This window comes from Mucilaginibacter paludis DSM 18603 (assembly GCF_000166195.2).
Lineage (GTDB): Bacteria > Bacteroidota > Bacteroidia > Sphingobacteriales > Sphingobacteriaceae > Mucilaginibacter > Mucilaginibacter paludis.
In genome coordinates this window covers 3,213,343-3,238,747 of record NZ_CM001403.1, presented here as the reverse complement: position 1 = coordinate 3,238,747, position 25,405 = coordinate 3,213,343, and the positions used below count along the sequence as shown (strand labels likewise).

Annotated in this window: 22 protein-coding genes; 5 read left to right on the top strand and 17 right to left on the bottom strand. The window is 42.7% G+C overall.

What is annotated here, in order from left to right; all coding sequences use genetic code 11:
* Window position 1: 1 nt before the first annotated feature.
* The 17 genes from MUCPA_RS13610 to MUCPA_RS13540 form a co-directional block, all read right to left on the bottom strand.
* Window positions 2–1,930: a glucosamine-6-phosphate deaminase gene (locus MUCPA_RS13610; RefSeq protein ID WP_040625929.1), complete on the bottom strand. Its 1,929-nt coding sequence runs from the start codon at window positions 1,928–1,930 to the stop codon at window positions 2–4.
* A 43-nt stretch (window positions 1,931–1,973) separates the two neighbouring features.
* Window positions 1,974–3,125: a phosphotransferase enzyme family protein gene (locus MUCPA_RS13605; RefSeq protein WP_233276873.1), complete on the bottom strand. Its 1,152-nt coding sequence runs from the start codon at window positions 3,123–3,125 to the stop codon at window positions 1,974–1,976.
* Window positions 3,126–3,265: 140 nt separating this feature from the next.
* On the bottom strand, window positions 3,266–5,278 hold the full coding sequence (locus MUCPA_RS13600) for a hypothetical protein (RefSeq protein ID WP_008507089.1): 2,013 nt from the start codon (window positions 5,276–5,278) through the stop codon (window positions 3,266–3,268).
* A gap of 11 nt (window positions 5,279–5,289) precedes the next feature.
* Window positions 5,290–5,415 carry a hypothetical protein gene (locus tag MUCPA_RS39235; RefSeq protein WP_008507087.1) on the bottom strand — a complete coding sequence of 42 codons (126 nt, stop codon included), beginning with the start codon at window positions 5,413–5,415 and terminating at the stop codon, window positions 5,290–5,292.
* Window positions 5,416–5,417: 2 nt separating this feature from the next.
* Window positions 5,418–6,944 carry a DUF4832 domain-containing protein gene (locus MUCPA_RS13595; protein WP_157543898.1) on the bottom strand — a complete coding sequence of 509 codons (1,527 nt, stop codon included), beginning with the start codon at window positions 6,942–6,944 and terminating at the stop codon, window positions 5,418–5,420.
* Between the two features lie 44 nt (window positions 6,945–6,988).
* Complete coding sequence (locus tag MUCPA_RS13590; RefSeq protein ID WP_008507083.1) at window positions 6,989–8,101, bottom strand: acyltransferase family protein; 1,113 nt, start codon at window positions 8,099–8,101, stop codon at window positions 6,989–6,991.
* A gap of 43 nt (window positions 8,102–8,144) precedes the next feature.
* Window positions 8,145–9,017 carry a PKD domain-containing protein gene (locus MUCPA_RS13585; protein ID WP_008507081.1) on the bottom strand — a complete coding sequence of 291 codons (873 nt, stop codon included), beginning with the start codon at window positions 9,015–9,017 and terminating at the stop codon, window positions 8,145–8,147.
* Between the two features lie 34 nt (window positions 9,018–9,051).
* Window positions 9,052–10,572, bottom strand: a complete 1,521-nt coding sequence (locus MUCPA_RS13580; protein WP_008507079.1) for a RagB/SusD family nutrient uptake outer membrane protein — start codon at window positions 10,570–10,572, stop codon at window positions 9,052–9,054.
* An 11-nt stretch (window positions 10,573–10,583) separates the two neighbouring features.
* The gene (locus MUCPA_RS13575) at window positions 10,584–13,592 is read right to left on the bottom strand and encodes a SusC/RagA family TonB-linked outer membrane protein (protein WP_008507077.1); all 3,009 of its coding nucleotides are present in this window, start codon (window positions 13,590–13,592) and stop codon (window positions 10,584–10,586) included.
* 667 nt (window positions 13,593–14,259) lie between these two features.
* On the bottom strand, window positions 14,260–15,024 hold the full coding sequence (locus MUCPA_RS13570; protein WP_008507075.1) for an SDR family NAD(P)-dependent oxidoreductase: 765 nt from the start codon (window positions 15,022–15,024) through the stop codon (window positions 14,260–14,262).
* A 25-nt stretch (window positions 15,025–15,049) separates the two neighbouring features.
* Window positions 15,050–15,199, bottom strand: a complete 150-nt coding sequence (locus MUCPA_RS37725; RefSeq protein ID WP_157543897.1) for a hypothetical protein — start codon at window positions 15,197–15,199, stop codon at window positions 15,050–15,052.
* A gap of 130 nt (window positions 15,200–15,329) precedes the next feature.
* Window positions 15,330–15,893, bottom strand: a complete 564-nt coding sequence (gene efp / locus MUCPA_RS13565) for an elongation factor P (RefSeq protein WP_008507072.1) — start codon at window positions 15,891–15,893, stop codon at window positions 15,330–15,332.
* Window positions 15,894–16,005: 112 nt separating this feature from the next.
* The gene (locus tag MUCPA_RS13560; protein ID WP_008507071.1) at window positions 16,006–16,653 is read right to left on the bottom strand and encodes an ABC transporter ATP-binding protein; all 648 of its coding nucleotides are present in this window, start codon (window positions 16,651–16,653) and stop codon (window positions 16,006–16,008) included.
* An 83-nt stretch (window positions 16,654–16,736) separates the two neighbouring features.
* Entirely contained in the window at window positions 16,737–17,519 is a 783-nt protein-coding gene (gene lpxA, locus MUCPA_RS13555) for an acyl-ACP--UDP-N-acetylglucosamine O-acyltransferase (RefSeq protein ID WP_008507070.1), read from the bottom strand.
* A 3-nt stretch (window positions 17,520–17,522) separates the two neighbouring features.
* Window positions 17,523–18,917 (bottom strand): bifunctional UDP-3-O-[3-hydroxymyristoyl] N-acetylglucosamine deacetylase/3-hydroxyacyl-ACP dehydratase, encoded by a 1,395-nt coding sequence (locus MUCPA_RS13550; protein WP_040625927.1) that lies wholly within the window; start codon window positions 18,915–18,917, stop codon window positions 17,523–17,525.
* Window positions 18,918–18,941: 24 nt separating this feature from the next.
* Window positions 18,942–19,985, bottom strand: a complete 1,044-nt coding sequence (gene lpxD / locus MUCPA_RS13545; RefSeq protein ID WP_008507068.1) for a UDP-3-O-(3-hydroxymyristoyl)glucosamine N-acyltransferase — start codon at window positions 19,983–19,985, stop codon at window positions 18,942–18,944.
* 60 nt (window positions 19,986–20,045) lie between these two features.
* Window positions 20,046–21,272, bottom strand: a complete 1,227-nt coding sequence (locus MUCPA_RS13540) for an HD domain-containing protein (RefSeq protein ID WP_008507067.1) — start codon at window positions 21,270–21,272, stop codon at window positions 20,046–20,048.
* A 134-nt stretch (window positions 21,273–21,406) separates the two neighbouring features.
* Between MUCPA_RS13540 and porX the strand changes: the two genes are divergently transcribed.
* From porX to MUCPA_RS13520, 5 genes are all read left to right on the top strand, one after another.
* The gene (gene porX / locus MUCPA_RS13535; protein ID WP_008507066.1) at window positions 21,407–22,960 is read left to right on the top strand and encodes a T9SS response regulator signal transducer PorX; all 1,554 of its coding nucleotides are present in this window, start codon (window positions 21,407–21,409) and stop codon (window positions 22,958–22,960) included.
* Window positions 22,961–23,178: 218 nt separating this feature from the next.
* The gene (locus MUCPA_RS37720) at window positions 23,179–23,343 is read left to right on the top strand and encodes a hypothetical protein (RefSeq protein WP_157543896.1); all 165 of its coding nucleotides are present in this window, start codon (window positions 23,179–23,181) and stop codon (window positions 23,341–23,343) included.
* Entirely contained in the window at window positions 23,330–23,710 is a 381-nt protein-coding gene (locus MUCPA_RS13530; RefSeq protein ID WP_008507064.1) for a type II toxin-antitoxin system VapC family toxin, read from the top strand. Before MUCPA_RS37720 ends, MUCPA_RS13530 begins: the two co-directional genes overlap by 14 nt.
* 1 nt (window position 23,711) lies before the next feature.
* Window positions 23,712–24,122 (top strand): tRNA (adenosine(37)-N6)-threonylcarbamoyltransferase complex ATPase subunit type 1 TsaE, encoded by a 411-nt coding sequence (gene tsaE, locus MUCPA_RS13525; RefSeq protein ID WP_008507063.1) that lies wholly within the window; start codon window positions 23,712–23,714, stop codon window positions 24,120–24,122.
* Window positions 24,123–24,176: 54 nt separating this feature from the next.
* The gene (locus tag MUCPA_RS13520; RefSeq protein WP_008507062.1) at window positions 24,177–25,403 is read left to right on the top strand and encodes an alanine dehydrogenase; all 1,227 of its coding nucleotides are present in this window, start codon (window positions 24,177–24,179) and stop codon (window positions 25,401–25,403) included.
* The last annotated feature ends 2 nt before the right edge of the window (window positions 25,404–25,405 follow it).

Here is a 25,405-nt window from a genome sequence, read left to right as displayed (position 1 = left end):
ATCAATGGTTAAAATCCCACTTAATAAAGGCTTCCATGGCTTCATATTCTGCCAGGCCAAGCTGGTTATAAACATTAGCTGTTTCACTGGTACGGTCCTCGGCGCGTACCCAAAATTCACGGGCATCATCGCCCGGAAAAACCGGCCTGTCTTTTTGCGACTGGTGCTTGAAGATAGCCAGGCGCTTACGCTCAACTTCTTTGGGTGACAGGGGTACGCACATTTCTATCTCAAAGGTTTCAAACTCGTGCCATGCGCCACGGTATAACCATAACCAGCAGTCTTTCACCCAGGCTTCGGTTTGCGCAAGGCGTTTTAACGATTCGAGAATGATATTAAAGCAGGTTTCGTGTGTGCCATGCGGATCGGCAAAATCGCCGGCGGCATAAACCTGGTGCGGTTTTACCTGCTGTAAAAGCTGCATCGTTTGTTGTATATCATCATCGTACGATACATTTTTACTCAGCTTCCTTCTGTCGTAAAACGGCAGATCCTGAAAGTGAATGTGGTCGTCTTGCAAACCTACAAACCTCGCCCCTGCAAAAGCCTCTCCCTTACGTATCAGCCCCTTAATAGTTTGTAACTCGGCAGTATCTGTTTGGTTGGGCTGTTTGGTGTCGATAAAAGAACGGGTGGTTTTATACAGATGCTGCAATGTAGGCCGGTCTGTATTGGATGAGCCGGAAAGATCAACGGCAAACTCAATATAACGCAACGCATCATCATCCCAAACGGCACTGTTGCCCGAAGTTTGATAGGCTACGTGCACATCATGACCCTGATCGGCCAAACGGATAAACGTGCCACCCATTGATATTACATCATCATCCGGATGTGGCGAAAACACGATCACCCGTTTTTGGGCCGGTTCTGCCCGTTCAGGCCGCTGGCTGTCGTCGGCATTAGGTTTGCCGCCGGGCCAACCTGTTATGGTACGTTGCAACAGGTTAAATATGTTGATATTGATATGATAAACCGGCCCTTTCTCGGTAGCCAACTGGGCCATGCCATGGTTATTATAATCGTCTTCGGTTAATTTCAATACCGGTTTGTTAAGCGTTTTAGCCAGCCATATAACGGCCTTTTTGACCAGTTGCGGATTGCTCCAGTCACAATCCTTAACCAGCCAGGGCGTGTTAAAACGGGTAAGCTCCGAAGCTGCCGCCTGATCAACAATAAACTCTACCTGATCCGACAGTTGCAGGTAAGTTGCCGGTACATCTGCCGAAATTTCACCTTCAACAGCTTTTTTAAGTATGGGTGCCTTTTTAATTCCCCATGCCATTAAAATAATTTCGCGGGCTTTAAATATGGTGCCTATACCCATAGTAATGGCCTTTGCAGGCACGTTGCTTTTGCCGCCGAAATCATGGGCGGCATCGTTACGTGTTAAATCATCTAACGAAACAAGGCGGGTGCCTGAATTTGGAGCCGAGCCCGGTTCATTAAACCCAATGTGCCCGGTGCGGCCTATACCTAATATTTGCAGATCGAGGCCGCCTAAGGCCGAAATTTTTTGCTCGTACGCTAAACAGTATTCAGCTATTTCTTCCACATCAAGCCTGCCATCCGGAACGTGTACATTAGCCATATCAATATCCACATGGCTAAACAAATGATCAAGCATAAAGGCTTTATAGCTTTGTATAGCTGTTGGCTGCATGGGGTAATACTCATCCAGGTTAAAAGTGATCACATTTTTAAAGCTCAACCCTTCTTCCCGGTGCAGCCTTACCAGTTCCTGGTAAACAGCAATTGGCGTTACACCTGTGGCAAGGCCAAGTACGGTATTTTCACTTTTGGCGGCTTTAGCAGTAATGATAGCAGCAATGCGTTTTGCTACTATTTTGGAAGCCGTAAGCCTGTCGGCATATACGGTAACGGGTAGTTTTTCAAACCTGGTTTCCTCTAAAAGATTTAAACGTGGCATATATGATTGTTTTTTAAAGACGCGGGGAGGCAAATGGCGATCATCATTCTGTGGCAGATACTTTTTCAACACTTGGGTTTTGCTTTAATTGAGCCCATTCTGTATTAACGATATCGCTTAGTTTGTTTCTGTTTAAATCCAGCATTTTAAGGAGCTGCATTTGGGCACGCGTGCGCTGCAGGTTATGCTCTGCAAAATGTGTTTTGTAATAGAGGTCGCCATCTAAATAATCGGTTAAAAACCTAACAGACTGCATATATGGTAACAGCAACACACCTGTAATTAATGATTTTAATTCAGCTTCGGTTAAAAAGGATTGGGTTTGGCTCAGGTACCCCTTGGTAAACTCGGCAAATAGCGGAATGTTGAGCTGTATAGCATCCAGATCTTTTTCGTCCTCAACGGCGGTATTTATAATACTGCGGATAGCATCGCCAAAATCATAAGCAACATAACCCGGCATCACCGTATCCAGATCAATCACACATTGTATGTTGTTGTTTTTATCGAGCAATATATTGTTGAATTTGGTATCGTTATGGGTGATTCGCAACGGCAGTACCCCGGCTTTACCCTGTTCCAGTATATCGCTCATGGCTGTTGACCAGCTGTTTAAATACTCCACTTCGGAAACAACACCGCTAAGCCGGCTGGCTTTGTTGGCAGCAATAGCGATGTTAAAATCCTTAAGGCGTTTCTCAATATTCAAAAAATCGGGAATAACATCAACGATCAGCGCCGGATCAAGATCAGAAAGCATATATTGGAAGCGGCCGAAAGCCACTCCACCCTGGTAAGCTTGCTTTTGGGTGGTTACCAGGTCATAACTTTGGGTATCTTCTAAAAAGTAAGTCAAGCGCCAGTAATTTCCGTCTTCGTATTTATAATACTTTCCATCGTTACAGGCCACCAGGGTTAAAACTTCCTTCTCGGGATTACCTTGACTTTGCTTTGTTTTTTCTTTTAAATGATGAATAACACAAACCATATTGTTCATCAGTCCATCTATATCCTTAAAAACAAAATGGTTAATTTTTTGCAACAGGTAACAGGTGCATTCACCGATAGTACTCTTAACTAAAAAAGTATCGTTGATATGGCCCGACCCGAAAGGTGTAACCTCAAAATCGCCCCCGCGTGTATTAAAAAATGATATAATGTTTTTAAAATTATAACTCATCGGTTTGTTATTCATGTATCTTCAATAACCGTATTTGTAAGCGCGCTATATGTTTTTTGCTTTACTTATTAAGCACCTTACAAAGGTAAATAAAATTTGCGTGTCCGAACACACAGAGATTAGCATTTGCACACATTTCCCATCAGTATATTTTTTTACTGATTAGCACTCATTACTTTTACCTCAAACGGAGCCAGTTTTACAGTAAAGCTCTCGCCCTGGTAAGCCGCTTGTTCACCCCCGGTTTTAGCATTATAAAATTTATAGCTCTTGTTATAACCAGCAGGTATATCCAGCATGTTGGCAACATTCACCACAAAAGTTTGCGGCCGTGGTGATGGGTTTCGTAAGCTTAACACGCCATTTTTGTCGCTCCATCCGGCATAGCCGTAAACTTCCCCTTTGGCCGGATCGCCACCAACCCAATGAACGTCATCAAGTGCTTTGGCATTGGCTTTGGACCAGTTGGATGCATTTTTAATGCAATCCCAATCTGCTGTATTTAGCTTATGCGGATTAACATAAAGCTCTTGCAGGCTGGTGCCCGAACCAAAAAACATCCACACTTCATCGCTTATGTTTTTATCATCCATTTCAAGCTGACCCGGCAAGCCGTTATCGGCAATGCAAATACCATGGTACATTACCGAGTTTAAAGGGTACAAAGGAGCGCGTTTAACAATGTTTTTGTAGGCCTGCGCATCTTTATAAGTAATCCATTGTTGCCTTTTAGGGCCGTCTCCTTCCACACCTGTATCTTCACCAGCGCGCCAAATTGCATCGCCATATTTTAACCAATAAACCGATGGCCATGTACCAACTGTTAAACTGAGGTACAGATCAGGCTTTTCTTCTCTCAAGCCGTTGATCAGCTTTAAAAACGCTTCGATATCTTTTTGATAGGTGATATTTGCACCGCTGGCTCCATTGCCGGCTCCTACACCGTCAAATTTGAACATGCTGATGTCGTAGTTCTTGATAAAATTGGTAGTTACCGCCCTAAAACGATCGTAATAAACAGGGCCTGTTAATGAGAAACCATTCTCGTTAGTTTCAAAGGGCGGAGATTGTTTTTTGCCATAAGCTATACGCTGTTCTTTTGGCTCATTGTACCCGCCCCAGGGCGATATCCAAACACCCAATGTAGAATGAGCAGCTTTGGCGGCCGTCTTGATATTGCCGAACCCATCGGGGAAACCCGCGTTAAACTTCCACAAGGTTTTGTTATCATCCCAGCCATCATCAAACAAAAAGGCTTTTAGCTGCACCTTTCGCTTATCAATCAGGCTATCTTTAAATACTTTGATCCTGTCGAGGCAAACGCTGTCGTTCAGCTTGCGGTTGTCCCATGATATGTCAAACCATGAATTATAGTGCAGCATCTGATGATAGGGTTGTGCCCGCTCGCGCTCCACATAGTATAAAAAACCACGGCGCAACTGCCCTGTGGGTGTAGTTCCCCATACCGACGACAGGGTTAAAGGTGCATCATGGTCTACCGGGTTTAAACGTGGTAAAAAAATCGAATTATTGATTTTACCGCCGCCAGTTTGGCTCATGGGATGCTCCAAAGCAAAAAATAGGGTGTTGTGTACCAAAGGCGAGCCATCTACTGTGCCTTTCTTTATGGCATTCGCAGTTGCCGGTAATTGCACCAGCGTAATTTTGGAGACATTTACCGAATATGAGGCTACGAAAGTAAAAACCTGGCGAACATAATTTGCACCATTGAGTAAGCTGGCTTCCCAATGTACTTTTAAGCCCAGTTGTTTATTTTCCAGATCGGCAGTTATCTTTTTCCCGGGTAATTTATCGGCAGCTTTGGTAGCTTCTGTATAACCGCCGAGGGTTGAAACAACGGCGTCGCCTATCAACGTAAATTCGTTTGAGGTAATAAGCTTTTGCCCTACCGATATCGAAAACAAAACGCCCTTACCGATAGCCAAATGTTCGTGACTTTGTTTATCATCAAACCCGGTAATAGTTAAATGCTTGCCCGCTGTTGAAAAACTCATGGTTAATGCATTGTTGGTAAACACCACGCTGCCGGTAGTCTTTTTGATAAGCGCCGGGCCAGGCTCCTTGCCCGGGTAATCAACCTGGGCAACAGAGTGCGTACTCCCGGCCACTAACAAACAAATCAAACTCAACAAAAATCTTCTGTTCATTTTTATCACTATTAAAAAGGATTGTTACCAATATAATTTTCGCAGGCCCAGGCAAATGCCATCATCACATCTAAACCGTTCGTTGCTTTCCAGTACAGCTTGTTGTTGGCTTTTTCTGTAACCAATATCTTTCCCATAATTATTTTACGGTTATAGTTACTTTTAAATTATTGTAGCCGGTAGCCGTTTCCCAGGTACCGCTGTTTGCTAACTGAATACTGTAGTTGGGGTTTGCGGAGAGCGTTGCCGAATTATCCGGCATGTTCAGCAATACATCGTAAGTGCCTGCAACAACATCGGCAGGTAACGCTAACGTCTGCTGTAAGTTTATTGTGCCTGTATACCATTTGCGGATATCGGTATCAAAAGCTATGGTTGATACCTTACCGCTGCTTTGGCTGCGCAGCAGCAATTGTACAGGCCGCGGGTTAAACGGCGATGCGTACCCTGCGTTATTGATGGTAAGCGCAATATTTATTTTGTTGCCAACACTGGCAGCTGTTGGTATTTTAGCTGTTTTTAATATCAGTCGATACCCAAGCTTTAGCCTGATGCTATCCATACAGCCACCGCTAACCCACTTATTGTTCACGCTTAAGTTATACCCTGCGTTTAAAAAACTGTAATGAAAAGCAGCAAATTCAGATTTGGCTATACCTGTAGGTTCACAGGCATTTTGTGGCGTGTAGGAGTCGTCGCAGGTTTCGCCTCCCACAGCTACATATTTGGTATCAAATTTTTCAAAGTTTCTTAAAGCCGTGGTTGCATCGGCTGCCGGGCTTGATGAGTTGCCATAATCAAAATAAGTACCTTCGTCGTTGGCGCTTGCCAAAAAGCAATCGTTATGGAATCCTATCCTGGCTTTATCAGTCCCGGTAAATGCTTCGGCATCCGTTAGCGCGGCCGAATTAACATTAGCCTTAATACCGTAAACATATCTTTCTTTTAACTGGGGAATGCGTACCTGTACCATACGGTCAGTGGGTACTGCGGCCAGCATGGCTTTTAATACATCAATCCGATCCTGCCAGTTTTGATCGAGTAGTTTACCCTGCCCGTTTGATGAAGCATCGCCAAAGTAGTCGGTATAATAATTTTCGCCGTAGATGCCTATAAAGCCCAGCTGCATTACGGCAATCACATCTTCGTTAGTCTGCAAATGTGGTGCGAGCTGGCCAATATGTTGCAATACAATTGCTTTATTGGCATCGCCGTAAACAGGACAAACCGATTGTGAAGCACAGCTACCTGTATGGGTGGTATTGGTATAAATAAAACGCGGGATCAGTTTAACGCCAGCCTTGCGCGCCGTAGCGCAATCCTGATCAAATTTGGTTAAAAAATCTGCCGATATAGGCGTACTAACAAAACTATCGAGTACGTATTCTACAAATACCAAGCTACAGGCTACCGTATATGTGGCCCCGCTTATACTTTGCGTGTTACGGTAACCGGCAAGCGTAGTTAAGCTTAACGGAATATAATTGCTGGCGTGAACTTCGGCATACTGAAAGAAACCCCGTTCCGGATTTACAATATCCGCGTTATTTTCGGTGTAGCTTGTAGTGGTTGTGGTTTTATCAGTACCCTGATCAGCAGAGTTATTCTTTTTACTGCATGCCGACATTGCCAGCAATATTAAAGCGGCCATTATTGTGTTTTTCATGCTTATGAGATATCTTGATTTAATAACCGGCTATTAATGCACAGTTATATCTTAATGAATACTTTATGTTTACTCAAAAAATAGCACAGGTACCACTCGGCAAACAAAGTAACGAGTGAAGAAATAACCGCTATGATTGGCATAGGCAATGCACTAAAACCTAAAAAGCCTTTTATAAAAATACCGATTGCGCCGTTAAACCATTGCGCACCCACGGTTTCAAAAAACAGGTAAATAAATATCGAATTCATCCCCACCACCACACATACCCACGCGTACTTATTTACCTGTTTAATATCAACAAGCCAATACATAAAAGCCAATATGAGCAGTACCCATCCGCCCGAAGCCAATGCAAATGAACTGGTGCTGATACGCTTGATAATTGGAGTTATATTGGCCAGGTCGAGCCCGAAACCGGCAACCAGGGCAATTACACCAGCGATAAGCAGCAGTTTAATTTTTTTGCCCGGCGTTTGCCCGGATATCAACAACCTGCCTGCCAGTACTCCCCATATTGTATGGGCCGCGGTAGGTATTATGTTAATGGCTACCCACCCATCGGTATTGATTTTACCCATTAACAGGGTATCCATATAAGCTCCAAAGTTGTGAAACTCTACAAAAGGCTGATTAAAGCCGGGCACAAGTATGGTTCGGTACAATACATCGGTAACAATTAATAAAGCTACAGAGACCCCAACCTGGAACCAAAACGACCTGTTGATGATCAAATAGGCAATAAGCGTGGTAACTGATAGTTGTGTTAACACATTCCAAAGCTCGAACACCAGCTTACCGGCATAAATACAATGCAAGCCTGTGCCCAATACAAATAATTTTACCGAACGAATGGCGATGTGCTTAAAGTTCTGTTTCCATGTTACTCCCTTTTGCAATTTTGAATAGTAGGAGATATACATGGCCGCGCCAGCCATCAGCATAAAGCCGGGTTGCACACAATCCCAAAAGTGAAGGCCCCGCCATTGGGCATGGAAAAATTGCTCAATAAAACCATCGGCAACACCTCCTAAATGCAGTGCATGCAAGTTTTCGTACAGCAGGCAGCTTTCGCCGGCCAGCAGTATCATAATTAACCCACGCATTACATCTAAGGAGATGAGCCTGTTTGATGATTTAGGAATAACGTTTTCCATTAGTGCTTTATCATTATAGCTTTAACCTTGCTTGTCGCGATAATTACTGACTGATATTCAATGTAATTGGCGCCAGATTCTGGCCTGGCAAATAGCCTATCGGAGAATAACCCGATGTACTGACGATGATACCCAATTTCATGCCTGTACCTATTAAACCACTTATTTTGCTGCGCGATAAAGACATTTCAACAGTGGTAATTCCATTTGCTTCCTGTATGGTGCCCATGGTGTAAAATCCTGAAATACTCAGCTGGTTCCATGCCCAGGCAGCCTGGCCGCCGGTATCCAAATGCTGGAATTGCGCAAGGCTATTGGGGTCTGAAAGAATGTTACCTTCCATTAAGAAATCGTATCCGCCACCGGGTATAGATCCGGTGGTATAACCGGTTGCCGAATTATTATCACTATCCAGGTAAAAGTCGAACACGTTTGCATCGGCAACTTTTACCGCCAGCTTCATATAGATATATACATTCTGGCTATCGTAATCAAATTTAGCTTGTTTTACTACGCCTCCAAGCGCGGTGGTTGGTGTAAATACGGTTGATATGGTATCCCAATCGGCAAATGAGTTATCAGTTAACACAATTGGCGAACTTTTGGATACATTGATAATAGTTGAACCATTAATTACCTGCCCGTTAGTTAAGGTAGCATACAGGGTAACTAAAAACTTTCCCTTTTTAGTATAAGTATGCTTTGGGCTTTGTAGTGTTGAAGTTGTACCGTCGCCAAAATCCCATTTAAAAGATGATGCATCCGTTGTGGTATTGGTAAAGGTAACATCATAACTTTTTACCACATCAGTAAAAACAACATCCTTTACTTCAACATCCTTATTTTTTTTGCACGAATAAAGGGTAACCGCACCCAACAGTAACATGCTGCCCAGTATATATTTTAATTTTTTCATATCATTTCCTTTTTTAAGTGAGCTGTAACTATACTTATGGATTTTGAGTAGCTAAGGAGTTCGACAAAATCTCTTGCTGAGGTATATAATAAATAATTTTTGTGCTGGTATACGGAATAGTCATGTTGGGGTAATTAGCCGGGGCAACACTCAAATCAATATCACTTGCCTGTAAACCCTGCAAATGGTAACCCCAATAGGTTTTATCCATTGTCATTTTATTACGGTATACGGTAAAGGTACGGTCGGCCTCAAAGGCTAATTCCAATCTTCTTTCCTGCAATACGGTATTCAGCAATGTTTGTCCGGCAGGTACAACACCATTATAAAGCGCAGCGGTTAAGCCCCGGTTTTTCCTGATCATGTCTACATCGGTAAGGGCCGCAGCAGTTTGGCTAAGGTTAGCTTCTGATTCTGCCCGGTTCAAATACATTTCTGATAAACGGAACATCACCGGCGAGCTTAGGGTAGGGCTCCCTCCCTGGAAAGAAAACTTGGTTACGTAATAAATAGGGATGCCATTTTTATATTGCTGTGCACCGCTTGCATCAACCAGGTCGACGATGTATGAGGTACGTACATCTGCCGGATTCTTCGCATACAGGTCGCGTAAAGGTTGCGAAGCATATTCTTCGCCCCAACCGGAGTTACCGTCCGAATAATATTGTGACGCAATAGAACCTAATTTACCGTAATCATCAAGCGTGGTAAAAGCGATGCAAAATATAGTTTCGGGATTTGAAGGCGCGTTAGCAAATAACGAAGTGTACTGGCTTGCGGTACTTTCGGTAAATTTGCCCGAATTGATCACCATATTGGAGTAATTGATACAGTTGGTATAATCGGCCTTGTATAAATATACTCGCGAAAGCAATGCCCACGCCGCTTCTTTGGTGGCATATTGCACCCCGCGCGACTGGTTCATTAACGATGCTCCTTGTACAGCATCGGCAATGATCTGATTATAGGTATCCTGAACGGATGAGCGTGCTTTAACAGGATTATCTGTAGTTGATGTACGTAAAATAATACCGGGTGCAGATGGATTGATGGTATAAGGTTCTGCAAAAAAACGAGCCAGGTTAAAATGGCAAAATGCCCTTAAAAAGTAACACTCGCCAATAAGTTGCTGCTGTGCCGCTGTAGGATTGGATATTTTGCCGCCCTGGTCAATCACCGTATTGGCATCGCTGATTATTTTGTAGGAGATATACCAAAAATAACTTGCATTTTGCTGATTAGGAACGAAGTTTAACGAAAACGAAAGAAACAGGGGATCCGTAGTTACCTGCCCGCATACCACATCATCTGATGCAAAATCAGCCATCTGGAAATACTGGCGCAGGTACATGTTATTTAAATCTGTTGTACCCTGAAATACTTCATGATCCTTAAATAAAGCATAAGCGCCGTTTACCGCGTTCAATAAACCATCCGAAGTGGATGTTAGCGATGCCGTTGTTACCGCATTGGTCGGGTTGTCTTCAAGCTTACAACCTGAGTATATAATGGTTAGCATTGATAATGCTATGGTGGTTAATAATTTACTTTTCATCACCTGATGTGTTAAAACTTAACATTTATGTTCAATAAAAACTGGCGGTTATTAGGGTACTTAAAATCAGCCACACCTGGTGTTGCAAAGTTACCCGGGGTAATATTGGTTGAAGGATCCTGGCCAATGTAATGAGTAAAGGTATAGATGTTATCACCGCTTACAGATACATTGATATCATTCAGTTTTAACCGTTTGGCCAATGGCTTAGGGAAAGAGTAGCCCAGGGCCACGTTCCGTAAGCTGATGTAATTACCATCTTGTAAATACCGGGTTGATACGCTGGTTGAGTTGGCATTATTTTGCGGGCTCGGGTCGGTAGCTATCTCGCCGGGGTGGGTCCATATCACAGTCCCCTTAGTTGCTACCATCTGGTTGAGGTAAGGTTCGCTTCCATCGTTCTGCACCTGCGACAGATTAGCATTGTAAATTTTATTGCCAACCACATAATACATGTTTACCCGCAGCGATAGGCTTTTGTATTTAAACTCGTTATTAAAGCCGCCCTGGTATTTAGGTAAGGCCGAACCAACTTCCTGCAACGTTGCCGAGGCATAATTAGATGTTACCGAGGTTGAGGTTACATTACCCTTAGCATCTTTGGTTTGCACTTCCCACTGTGGCGCTCCGGTTTGGGCGTTTACGCCTGCCCATTTGGGCATGTAAAACTCGTACAAATCGCCGCCGTTACGGTAAATCTGTGAAACATTATCCTGACCAGTTGAGATGGTTGTTGCCGGGAAACCGCCAATTTTATTATTGTTAAAACTGATATTGAAATCGGTGTTCCACTGAAAGTTTTTACTGCGGATGTTAATACTGTTGATGGCAAACTCCAAACCGTTATTGGTTACCTGGCCGGCATTTTCCCATTTGGTTTCAAAACCTACCGATGGTGGTTGCGATACCTGCAGCAGTAAGTTTTTAGTAACGTTATGGTAGGCATCAACAGTTATATTGATACGTTTAAATAAGCCTATATCAAAACCTGCATCTGTCTGGTATTTGCTTTCCCACGTCAGGTCAGGATTTTCAAGCTGTGAAGGTGTTGCCCCTACTGACCCATTATACTGTGACGACAACGAATATAAGCCAAGGTATTTACCCGCTCCAATACTTTGCGTACCTGTTACGCCATAGCTTAAACGTAATTTGAGGGTATTGATGGTGTGATTATCTTTTAAAAATGCCTCGTTACTGGCTAACCAGGCTGCTGATACCGATGGGAATGAACCGTATTTATGCTCGGGCGAGAAAGCAGATGAACCATCTACCCTGTACGAACCGCTTAAGAAATAGGTGTTTTTGTAGCTGTAATTTACCTGCGATAAGTAAGAAGCGATAGTAGGGCTTTCAGTATAACCGTTTACGGCCTGGCTATTGGCCACAACATCAAGCACTTGCAAGCCTATAGGCAACCCTTTGCCGGAAGCTCCCATCACATTAGTCTGGCTTCCTTCAAATTCGGCACCTGCTAAACCATTAATTTCATGATCGCCCAGCTTAAAGTTGAATTTTAATAAGTTGGTTGATATGCCACCATAAACAAAAGTGCTTTGATTATTTAAATAACCGGTGCCGTGGTATACCCCTTCTACCGCGGGGCTGTAGTAAGTTGATGAGTAATTGTAACTGGCTGAAAGGCGGTTATTAGTGGTAAATGTTAACCAGTTGGTTATGGGCAGGTTTAATATTAAATCATAATTAACATCAAAGCCCTTATACGGATGGTCAGAATTATCTATGGTATTGATGGGGTTGGTTTTATCTCTGGACCACCATTTAAATTTAGAGTTCCCGTCAACATACTTAGCATTGCCGCTGGCATCATAAGGGTTATCCCAGGGCAAATTAAGGTAAGCGTAATAAATATCATTATAATCATAGCTCTTACCCTGAATGCCACTAATGTTGATATTATTGGTCAGGGTAATTTTGTCGGTAAAATGATAGGTGGAATTAGCTCTTAAATTGATCCGTTTGTAATTGGTATTTAAAAAGGTACCATCTTCGTTGTAGTAAGTAGCGCCAAAATAATAGTCATTCTTGGCTGTTTTCCCCATTGCCGAAAAGTAATAGTTTTGCATGGGTGCCGTTTTAAACATGGTTGTTAACCAGTTGGTATTGGTGTTTAATATAGACGCCGGGCGTTGCGACTGGAATTGCACCAGGTCTACCGCGTAGGTATTCCCCGTAGCACCGGGAATATAATCGCGGAAGAGTTCTTTTTGGTTTTGATACAACTGACTGCTGTTCATCATGGTCATGCTGCCAAAATCGGGAGTTCTAAAACCTGTTACAGCCTTAAACTCATATTGAGTTTGGTCGCTTTTGGCTTTTTTGGTAGTTACAATAATAACCCCGCCATTGGCCTGCGATCCGTAAATAGCCGTTGCACCCGCGTCTTTTAACACACTTATGCTTTCAACATCGTTAGGGTCGTAATTTCCGCCAATAATACCGTCAACCACAAACAAGGGGCTTTGTGTAGCGTTTACAGAAGATACCCCCCTCAACCTGATCTCGGATGAGCTACCGGGCACACCTGATGAATTAACAACATTTAAACCGGATACTTTACCTTGCAGTAACGCGCCGATATCGTTAGATGTAACATCCTTCAGCTTGTCGGCAGATACTGTTGTAATGGCGCTGGTGAGGTTACTCTTTTTTTGGTTTGAATAACCGGTTACAACAACCTCACCCAGTTGTTTGTTATCCTCGTCCAAAACAATGGTGATTTTGCTTTGACCGGCAGCTATTGTTAACTCTTTAGTAACATAACCAATGGAGTGCGCCTGGATAGTTGCCCCTCCCGCGGGGATATTTAACGAAAAGAAACCGTCCGGGCCCGATGCTACCGCACCTTTGGTAGTCCCCTTTAATTCAATAACTACTCCGGGCAGTACGGAGCCGTCTTTGGCTGTAACTTTACCTTTAAGTACCCTAACCTGGGCATAAAGGCCACTACAGCTAACTACCAAGAAAATAAACAGTAAGATTTTTTTCAAATTAAACATAGTTGATAAGTTAATAGACTGTTAGTAGATAATTGCATTGTTTTTAATGTTATTTAAGTAGAAGAGTGAAATTATTTTAGATTAATGAATAAAATTATGTGCTCGGATACGCATGGCATAAACATAACGATATGTAGATTTGTACTTATTGTTAAAGTTTGTTTATCATTAAATCAAATATAAAGAAAATTAATGCGTGCTCGAACACACGCAATCGAATTATTTTCAATAATTACTTATTTTTATAAAAACATCAATAAAACCGTCATTTCTTATTAAAATTCAAAACTAAATGCTGCAAAAAAATTCATTATTAGCAATAAATTTGAATTTTTGCTGCTTTGAGAAGCATATACACCAAACAACACACTCCAAAACAAAAAATACCTACCCTTTTTTTAAAACAGGGTAGGTATTTTCAATTAAAAAGAGAGGTAGGATGGAATAGAAAAATAAATTGTACTTAAGCCTGCTTTATTTGTGTTTTATACCCGCTTATCAGCCTGGCGTGCGGAGATAGATCAATCAGCGGGGCCGTAGGATAAAAGCAGCAATGCGCCACCTGTGATACTCCTAATTAATAGTAAAACGATGTTAAATTACAAAAAGCAGCAGCAATTTTTGTAATAAAATTGCCGCAACCTGGCTTGGTAAATTGCTTTGTTTATTATAGTGCCATCCCTCCTGCGACCTCTATTCGCTGCCCATTAACCCAACGTGCATCTTCGGTGCACAAAAAAGCAACTACGCCGCCAATATCTTCAGCCACACCAGGCCGGCCCAATGCAGTTACATTACTTATATACTTTTGCAGGTTTTCATCTGCCCTGAGGTGGCCGCCTCCAAAATCTGTCATTACAGCTCCCGGGGCAATAATATTGGCCCTTATCCCTCGCGGTCCAAGCTCTTTAGCCAGATAGCGGGTAAAGATTTCAATAGCGCCCTTCATTGATGCATAGGCAGATGATCCAGGTACCGTTACCCGGGTTAAACCGCTTGATACATTAACAATACCACCACCATCATTTATTAGCGGGATTAATTTTTGCGTTAAAAAGTAAACTCCTTTATAGTGTATGTTCAATAAATTGTCAAAAAAATCCTCTGTTACTTCGCTGATGGGTGAATACCCGCCAACACCCGCATTATTTATTAAAAAATCAATATGGCTGGTGCCGAACTTGACAATCAACATTTCCTTCAATTTGCCAATAAAGGAATCAAAGCTTTTTATATCACCAGTATCGAGTTGTAATGTAGCAGCTTGCGCACCATTTTGTTCAATTTGCGTCACTACATCCTGAGCTTCCTGTGCTTTGCTATGGTAAGTTACAACAACATCGATACCCTTTTCTGCAAGCCTTAAAGCCATGTCTTTGCCCAGCCCGCGGCTACCACCGGTAACTAAAGCTATTTTATTTTTCCCTTCCATTTTGTTTTTTTATGCAAATATAGCCTCACAAAGAAAGCGCGTGTTTGTACAAATCAATCCATTTTTTGTAGAAATCAAATATTGAACTATAGCCTATGTGATCATCGTTCTTGTTGTTACCGTCTATTTCCAGTGCGAATGTATTGATATCGCCTGGCAGCGTGATCAACATCATTGAGTTTGCCAAACCTGATATCGAAATTCAACATAAAAAAATCATGACAAGGAAATTAATTCTTAGAAATCTGGGCTTACTACCCATAAAAAAAGCCCCTTGCGGAGCTTTTTATTATAAACAATATTTTTTATCCTTTAACCCGTTCCACATAGTTTCCGGTAGAGGTATCAACCTTCACCTTATCGCCAATATTTACAAACAACGGAACTTTAATTTCGGCACCAGTTTCAACGGTAGCGTTTTTTAGGGCACCGGTTGATGTATCGCCTTTTACTGCAGGTTCGGTATAGGTTATTTCCAGTTCGGCAGAGCTTGGCATCTGGCCCATAATGGGCTCATCGCTTTCAAAAGCTACAATCACGTTGGTGCCTTCTTTTAAAAACTTCACGGCCGTGCCAAATAAGGTTTTAGGTACGTTAAACTGGTCGTAGGTGGTATTATCCATCACCACCAATTGGTCGCCATCTTCATATAAAAACTGGTAATCGTTGGTTTCAACGCGGGCAATCTCCACTTCTTCGTCCGTACGGAAACGATACTCTACCAATTTGCCACTTTTAATATTACGCATGCGGGCCTGGTAAAAGGCACGCAGATTGCCCGGTGTACGGTGAATAAATTCTTCTACCTGTATCAACTCGCCATTAAAGCGAAGTATACTACCGTTTTTAATTTCTGACGCTTTAGACATAAAATTTTTTCAAAATTCTGGACCGCAAACTTAACTACTTGAATTGAAACATACAAGCTTCAAATAGGATGTGGTAAACAAGTCGGCGTGTGCTTTACTACACGTGGCCATGTCAGCTTTTGTAATCGGCTATGTTAACTAACTGGTTGCAAAACCCATATTCGTGCTGCTGGTTTGAGCAGATGATGGTAAGCCGGTTAGCTGTAAATTGTCCGGCAAGGCTAAGGTACCAATCAATGCCTTGGTTATCCAGGTTGGATGTAGGTTCGTCAAGCATCAGCATGGGCGTATCTGCGCAAAAAGCCAAGGCTAATTTGGTACGCTGCTTCATTCCCGACGAGAAATACCTGATAGGCTTATGCCTGCTGCTATGTAAACCCAACAGCTCGGTTATGGCCTGCTTATCCAGTCCGGGCCCGTATTTTTTAAAACGGAAATGAAAATCGATCATCTCGTCCAAAGTAAACTCTTCTATCAATTCCTGGTAGGGGGCGGCAAAACTTAAATGTTTATATACCGATTCCGCATCTACCGGCCCCCCGTTCAACGAATAATTGATTTTGCCTGCCGAGGGGCTAAGACTGCCGGTGAGTATCTGCAACAAGGTTGATTTTCCCGAACCATTTGGCCCGAGTATACCATAGCTTTGATGATCGTCAAATACATAACTGAGCCCTCGGAAAATCCAATCGCGGTTAAAACGGCGGCCAATGTTTTCGAGGGAGATTTTTAAGCCGATAGTCAAAAGTCCATGGTTCATAACTGTTGATTTGAGATGATTGGATAGTTCTATTGCCATTAATGTTCAGCTATGCACTATCAACCATGGGCCATGCACTCAATTTACTGATTCCCAAATCCCTTCATAATACCCCGGTTGGAGTTACGGATAAAATCCAATATCTCGTCGCGTATTTCAGTCGGCTGGCTTTCAGCTTCGATAATATCCAGCGCTTTGGTAAAGTTATGTTTCTTGATGAAGATTGTACGATAAATATCCTGGATCTCGTTGATCTGTTCGGACGAGTAACCCCTGCGGCGCAAGCCCACAGAATTGATACCCACGTAGGATAACGGCTCGCGAGCGGCCTTAACATAGGGAGGCACATCTTTACGTACCAGCGAGCCGCCTGTTACAAAGGCATGCGAGCCTACGTGGCAAAACTGGTGGATGGCAACCATCCCTGCCAGTACCACATAATCATCAATGGTAACGTGGCCTGCTAAGGTGGTATTATTGGAGAAGATGCAATTATTACCTACAATACAATCGTGGCCAATGTGGCAGTAAGCCATAATAAGGCAATTGTTGCCTACTACGGTTTTCCAGCGGTCTTTGGTACCGCGGTTAATGGTTACGCATTCGCGGATGGTTGTATTATCTCCAATCTCAACAGTGGTATCTTCACCGGCAAATTTCAGATCCTGCGGGATACCCGATATTACAGCACCTGGAAAAATACGGCAGTTTTTACCGATGCGGGCGCCGTTCATGATAGACACATTGGGGCCTATCCAGGTACCCTCGCCTATTACAACATCCTTATCAATAGTTACAAAGGGTTCAATAACCACATTACCGGCAATTTTTGCCTGTGGATGTATATATGCCAGCGGTTGGATCATGCTTTATTTATATCTAACAATTTGCGCCATCAATTCTGCCTCAACCACTATTTTTTCTCCAACCATGCCGATACCTTTCATTTGTGCAATGCCGCGCCTGATAGGGGCCAGCAGATCACAACGGAAAATCAGGGTATCACCCGGCAGAACTTTATCTTTAAAGCGGGCATTCTCTATTTTGAGGAACAAAGTAAGCCAATTTTCCGGATCGGGAACGGTATTTAAAACCAATATTCCGCCGGTTTGCGCCATCGCTTCAATTTGCAACACACCGGGCATTACCGGGGCGCCTGGAAAATGACCGATAAAAAACGGCTCGTTCATGGTTACGCTTTTCACACCTACCACATGGGTTTTGCTCAACTCCATTATTTTATCAACCAATAACATCGGCGGCCGGTGCGGCAGAATGTTCATAATCTGCACTGTATCGTATACAGGCTTGGCATTGGGGTTGTAAACGTGGATATGTTTTCGGCTACGTTCCTTTTTAATTAACGATTTTATTTTTTTAGCAAAAGCAACATTGGCTGCATGGCCCGGGCGGGCTGCCATAATATGCCCCTTAATAGGTACGCCAACCAAGGCAAGGTCGCCTATCATGTCCAGCAGTTTATGGCGGGCCGGCTCATTCTGGTGCCTTAACTCAATATTGTTCAATATCCCCTGCGGGGCAACATCAATATCTTTACGGTTAAACAGTTTTGCTAAATGGTCAAGCTCGTCAGGGCTTACATGTTTATCAACCACCACAATGGCGTTGTTTAAATCGCCGCCTTTAATCAGGTCGTGCTTTAACAACATTTCCAGTTCGTGTAAAAAGCAAAAGGTACGGCACGAGGCTATCTCTTTTTTAAACTCGGATATGGTTGATATACTGGCATGCTGGCTGCCCAATACCGGCGAGTTATAATCAACCATGCAGGTAAAGCGGTAATCATCCAAAGGCATGGCTACCATCTCAACCTTACGGTCGGGTTCAGAGTAGTGGATGTTATAAGGGATGTGATAGTATTCGCGGTCGGCATCTTGTTCCTTAAAACCGGCCTCAATCAGCGCGTTAACAAAAAAGATAGAGCTGCCATCCATTATCGGGGTTTCGGGCCCGGTCAGGTCTATCATCAAATTATCTATCTCCAGGCCAACCAGGGCAGCTAAAACGTGCTCAACAGTGCTTACGCTTGCGCCATTTTGCGATATAGTGGTACCGCGTGACGTATCGGTTACGTTATCCACATCGGCATCAATCACTGGCGATCCTTCAAGGTCAACCCTTCTAAATTTGTATCCGTGGTTTTCCGCTGCCGGCCTAAAGGTCATGGTAACGCTTTCGCCTGTATGCAATCCTGTGCCCGAAACAGACACCTCGGTCATTATAGTTCTTTGTTTTGCGTTCATACTGTTTGTACTTGCAAGCGCCGTTTATCTAAGCCCTTTGCGTAGTTCAGCAATTATTTTTTCTAATTCGTCAATCTTTTTTTCAAGTTCGGGTAAACGTGCCAACACCACCTGCGACCGCATATGGTCCTGATAGAAACTGGCAGGCGCACCGGCCCATTTTTTTCCCTCTACCTCGATAGAACGGCTGATGCCCGATTTGGCCTGCACCTGTGAGCCTTTGGCTATATTGATATGGCCAACAATACCTACCTGCCCGCCTATAATGCAGTTCTCGCCTATTTTAGCGCTTCCCGAAATGCCGGTTTGCGCAGCAACTACGGTATCGGCGCCAATTTCAACGTTATGGGCTACCTGTATCAGGTTATCCAACTTTACCCCGCGGCGAATAATGGTTGAGCCCAGCGTGGCCCTGTCAATAGTTGTATTGGCTCCTATTTCCACATCATCTTCCAGTATCACATTCCCTATCTGGCTTACTTTGGCATAACTGCCGTTACTTTGCGGCGCAAAACCAAAACCATCGCCACCAATTACAGTACCCGAGTGGATAATTACCCGGTTGCCGATATGGCAATCGAAATAAATTTTTACACCGGCATAAAGGGTAACATTATCGCCAATAATTACGCCATCGGCGATGTAGGTATTAGGGAAAATTTTACAGTTATCGCCAATTTTTACATCCGGGCCTATGTAGGCAAATGCACCTATATAGGCATTTTGGCCAATTTGGGCGCTGGGATGGATAAAGCTTGGCTGCTCAATACCGGTTTTATTCAGCTTGATGGTATTGTATTTTTCGAGCAATACGGTAAATGCGCTGTAGGCGTTTTCAACCCGTACAAGTGTGGGCTTCACATCCTCGGTTAAAACAAGGTCGTTATTAACAATAACAACCGAGGCGTTGGTGGTGTACAAATAGTGCTCATACTTAGGATTAGCCAAAAATGACAACGAACCAGGGCGTGCCTCCTCGATTTTAGCCAGTTGATTAACCGACACATTAAGGTCACCTTCAACGGTTCCATTAAGCATTAAACTTATTTGCTGTGCGGTAAATTGCATCGGACAAATTTAAACGTTAAAATTAAAGCAACAAATTATTATCAAATAGCTTATTACGATTTACAACAAACCTTTGATACAGCATAATACATATTTTTTTACTGTTTTGGCCAATGCCTCTAAATTAGAATTATCACTTGCCGTTGTAATGTCCTGCACACTGCCGTCTTTCATTAGTATCCGGATATTTCCGTCTCCTACTTTATAAGCCTTGTTGGTAATACTATCAGTAAAAACAAAATACGATGCCTCGTCTTCGGTGATACCATATTCTTCTACAACCCTTTCTACCAGTTGATTAACAGTATCTACCGATGGCGCCACATTGGTAACTTCTACATGGTATAAATTACGGGTAATCAGGTTTTGACAAAGTGTTGATAATATAAAATCATCATGCGATGCCCAAACTTTAATGGCCGACATGATATCCGTATCATCCAGGCTGGCAAAGGTATCCAAATCATGGTTACTATTGATAAAGGCAGATATGGTAATATTATTGGTTAAAAAATAATTTAACGCCGGTGTAGCAAATAAATTTTCGCCCAGTAAAGCCAGCTCGCGGCTGCGTTCCAATATTTTCCCAAGCAATAATTCGGCGGCAATTACGGTTTTATGCAGGTACACCTGCCAGTACATTAACCTGCGCGCCACCAAAAATTTCTCTATCGAGTAAATTCCTTTTTCTTCAATCACCACGTAGTCGTCGCGCACGTTGAGCATCTTGATAATCCTGTCAAAACTAATTACCCCTTCTGATACTCCCGTAAAAAAGCTGTCGCGGGTAAGGTAGTCCATCCGGTCCATATCCAGTTGGCTGGATACTAACTGGTGCAGAAACTTTTTATGATAGGTGCCGTTAAAAACATCAATGGCTGTAGTAAGCCTGCCCTTAAACAGGATGTTGAGCCTGTCCATCAGCACCAGTGAAATATCCTCGTGCGAGATGCCCTCTACAATGGTTTGTTCTAACGCGTGCGAAAAGGGGCCATGCCCTATATCATGCAGCAATATGGCAATAGTTACGGCTTCCTGCTCTTCAGGAGTAATTTCGTGACCTTTGCTGCAGAGGGTTTCGATGGCCATTTTCATCAGGTGCATGGCGCCCAATGCATGGTGAAAACGGGTATGCAGAGCGCCGGGGTAAACCAGGTGGGTCATCCCCAATTGCTTGATATAACGCAAGCGCTGGAAGTACGGGTGCTCTATCAGATCAAATATCAGTTCTGATGATATATTAATGAACCCGTATACCGGATCATTGATGATTTTATTCTTGTTCAATGTGTATATTATGCTACAAAAATGTTAAATTATGGTTAAAAGCAACATTTTATTTTAGTTAATTTTTGTTAATAACATTTATATCGGCAACAAAACCTATGTTTATAGGTTTATAGCTATATACTAAAAACGCCATGCAAGATACTACCATTTTATGGGCCGACGATGAAATTGACCTGCTAAAACCACATATTCTTTTTTTAAAAGAAAAAGGCTACATTATAAAGACAGTAACTAACGGAAACGACGCGGTTGATCTGTTTAAAAGTGAATATTTCGACCTTGTTTTTCTGGATGAAAATATGCCCGGCTTAACCGGATTGGAAACCCTGGCTCAAATAAAAAATATTAACGCCGATGTGCCTATCGTGCTGATAACCAAGAACGAGGAAGAATACCTGATGGAGGATGCCATCGGTTCGAAAATTGATGATTACCTGATTAAGCCGGTTAACCCCAAGCAAATACTGTTAACTATTAAAAAGTTTACCGAGAACAAACGCCTGGTTACCGAAAAAACCACCATGGCCTATCAACAGGATTTCAGGACACTCGGAATGACGCTGAATGATAATTTAAGCTACCAGGAATGGGTTGATGTTTATAAAAAACTCATTTATTGGGAGTTGGAGCTGGAACAGCTGGAAGATGCTGGCATGCACGAGATTTTAACTTTGCAAAAAGCCGAAGCCAACGTACAGTTCTCTAAATTTATAGAAAAGAATTACCTCGACTGGATCAAGAACCCAGATACCGCACCCATTATCTCTCCGCAGTTATTTAAAAAGAAGGTTTTCCCTCAATTGGATGGTAAGATGCCGGTGTTTTTTATCCTGATAGATAACTTAAGGTATGACCAGTACAGGATGATCCATCCTATTATCTCGGAATATTTCCGTTTAGAAGAAGAGGATACTTATTTCAGTATCCTGCCAACGGCTACGCAATATGCACGTAATGCCATCTTCTCTGGCCTGATGCCCCTGGATATGGAAAAACGCTACCCGGATATGTGGCAGAATGATGAGGATGAAGGCGGCAAAAACCTGCACGAAGCTGATTTTATTGCCGACCAGATTAAACGGGTGGTACGCAAAGACTGCAAGTTTTCGTACACCAAGATATTGAATATTGATGAAGGCCGTGCCCTGAACGAGAGTGTAAGCAACCTGATGAAGAACGACTTAAATGTGGTTGTTTATAACTTTGTGGATATGCTGTCGCATGCCCGTACCGATATGCAGATGATCCGCGAGCTGGCCAGCGACGATGCGGCATATCGTTCTTTAACCATCTCCTGGTTTGAGCATTCGCCTTTGTATGACCTGTTGAAGTTTTTAGCACAGAAACAAGTAAAGGTAATTATCACTACCGACCATGGTACCATCCGGGTTAAAAACCCAAGCAAAATCATAGGCGACCGTAACACCAACACCAACTTGAGGTATAAACAAGGTAAAAACCTGAATTATAACCCTAAAGAGGTGTTCCACATCCGTAACCCGCACGACGCTATGTTGCCCAAATTGCACGTAAGCTCGAGCTTTGTTTTTGCCAAGGTTGATAACTACTTTGTTTACCCGAACAACTACAATCATTTTGTTAACTTTTATAACGAAACGTTTCAGCATGGGGGCATCTCGTTAGAAGAGATGATTATCCCGATTGCTACCTACGGACCGAAATAACCAATATTGATGATAAAAAATCCCGTTTTTACAATGGGATTTTTTATTTAAATTTGGGTATGGTAGTAATTAAGGTTTTCGACAGAAAAAATAGGAGCGAAAAAACTTTTTGAACGTTTTATAGGTGTAATTAAACTGAATGAAAATCCTGTTGATGTAAAGGCGATGGAGAGATGATGAGTAGTTTGTTCTTTAAAAAAGTTTCTTTAAATTTGAGTATGGTAGTTATTTTAAATAAAGATACCGACCTGCAAAACTTGAAAAAGTTATTGGCAGAAAGAAAGCCTCAAAAAAAATTTGATGCTAAAAGATTCTGTGGTGCGCTAAAAACTGAAGAAGACGGATTGAAAATACAACAGCAATTCCGGGATGAATGGCGGTGAGATCTTTTTAGATACTAATATTTGTATTTATTTACTCAATGGCGATCAAATCTTGTCTGACTTTTTACAGGACCAAAAAGTATACATATCGATAATAACGGAGATAGAATTGTATTCATTTCACGGAAATACTGATGGCTCGATAGCCGTTTTGGATGCCTTTGCCGATTCGGTTGCTATTGTGGATATCAATAAAGAAATAAAGGCTTTGACTATAGCGTTACGCAAAAAGTATAAGTTAAAAATACCTGATACGATAATAGCCGCATCGGCTTTGTCGCTTTCAATGCCTTTCATTACTGCCGATAAAGGCTTTCAAAGAATCGATAGTTTAGATTTAATTTTACACGAAAATATATCCCGATAAGATGGTTTTCGAACTTCAATCCCTCGCTGATCTGCCTCAAGCCGCAGAGCAAGTTATAGCTTCCGCTTCCAACAAAAAAATCTTCCTCTTCCACGGAGAAATGGGTGCTGGTAAAACCACGCTGATCAAAGCTTTATGCAAAGAGTTAGGCGTTACCGATAATGTGGCCAGCCCTACGTTTTCCATTGTTAACGAGTACAGGATACCCACAGGTAAAATTTATCATTTTGATTTTTACCGCCTTAAAAACCAAACCGAGGCTCTGGATATGGGCTGCGAAGAATATTTTTATTCGGGCGATTATTGTTTTATAGAATGGCCCGAAATGATACCCGACCTGTTACCCGATCAGCATATCAACATTCATATTAAAGTATTATCAGGTGATAATCGCGAAATCTGCATCGGGTGATTTTTAATATGTTTATCTTTTTGCGTACCTTCATCAACTGGATATTAGAGTAATATGAGTTCAGGGATATTAAGTGGTTTTTCCGACGTCGCCAAGCAAGCAATGATGCAGCCTCAGGAGTCGATGCTCGAAGTAAAGAATAAAAAAAACAAACTTTATATCGGTATACCCCGCGAAGTTTCTTTCCAGGAAAACCGCATCGCTTTAACCCCGCTTTCTGTTGCCCTGCTGATTAATAACGGGCACCAGGTTATTTTAGAAAGCAACGCGGGTAAAGCCGCTAACTTTTTGGATAAGGATTACAGTGAGCAGGGCGCCCTTATTGTTTATGATACCAAATCGGTTTACGAGGCCGATATCATCATTAAAATAGCCCCGCCTACGGCCGAAGAGATTGAGTTGATGAAGCCTAACCAAACGCTCATATCGGCATTGCAGCTTTCCACTTTAAGGCCCGAATATATACAGGCGCTTCAGCGTAAAAAAATAACCGCGCTTTGCTTTGAGGATATTTTAGACGAAGGCGGATCGTTAACCGTGGTAAGGGCCATGAGCGAAATTGTTGGCGCTACTTCCATTTTAATAGCCGCCGAGTATTTAAGCAATGTTTTTGAGGGCAAGGGCCTGATGCTGGGTGGCATTACCGGCGTGCCCCCTACCGAGATTGTGATATTGGGAGCCGGTACCGTGGGCGAATATGCCGCCCGTACCGCTATCTCTTTAGGGGCGCAGGTTAAAGTGTTCGATCCGTCCATCTATAAACTGCGCCGCTTGCAAAACAATATCGGCAGCCGGGTTTTTACCTCGGTGGTACAGCCCATTGTTTTAGAAAAAGCCATTACCACCTGTGATGTGGCCATTGGCGCCATGCGCGCCCAAACCGGCAGAAGCCCCTGTATAGTAAGCGAGTCTACCGTAAGTAAAATGAAGCCGAACTCGGTTATTATTGATGTAAGTATTGATCAGGGCGGTTGCTTTGAAACATCGGAGGTTACCAACCATACTCACCCGGTTTTCCGTAAATACGATGTGATCCATTATTGCGTGCCTAATATCGCTTCGCGGGTAGCCCGCACCGCTACTTACGCCTTAACCAATATTTTTGCGCCTATACTTTTAGATATTGGCGAACAGGGAGGGTTAAAAAATGTGATCTGGCAAAATACAGGGGTGCGCAACGCGGTATATATTTACCAGGGGCATTTAACCAACAAGCACATTGGCGACAGGTTTAATTTGCCCTGTAAAGATCTTGACCTGCTCATTGTTTCAAACAGGTAAAA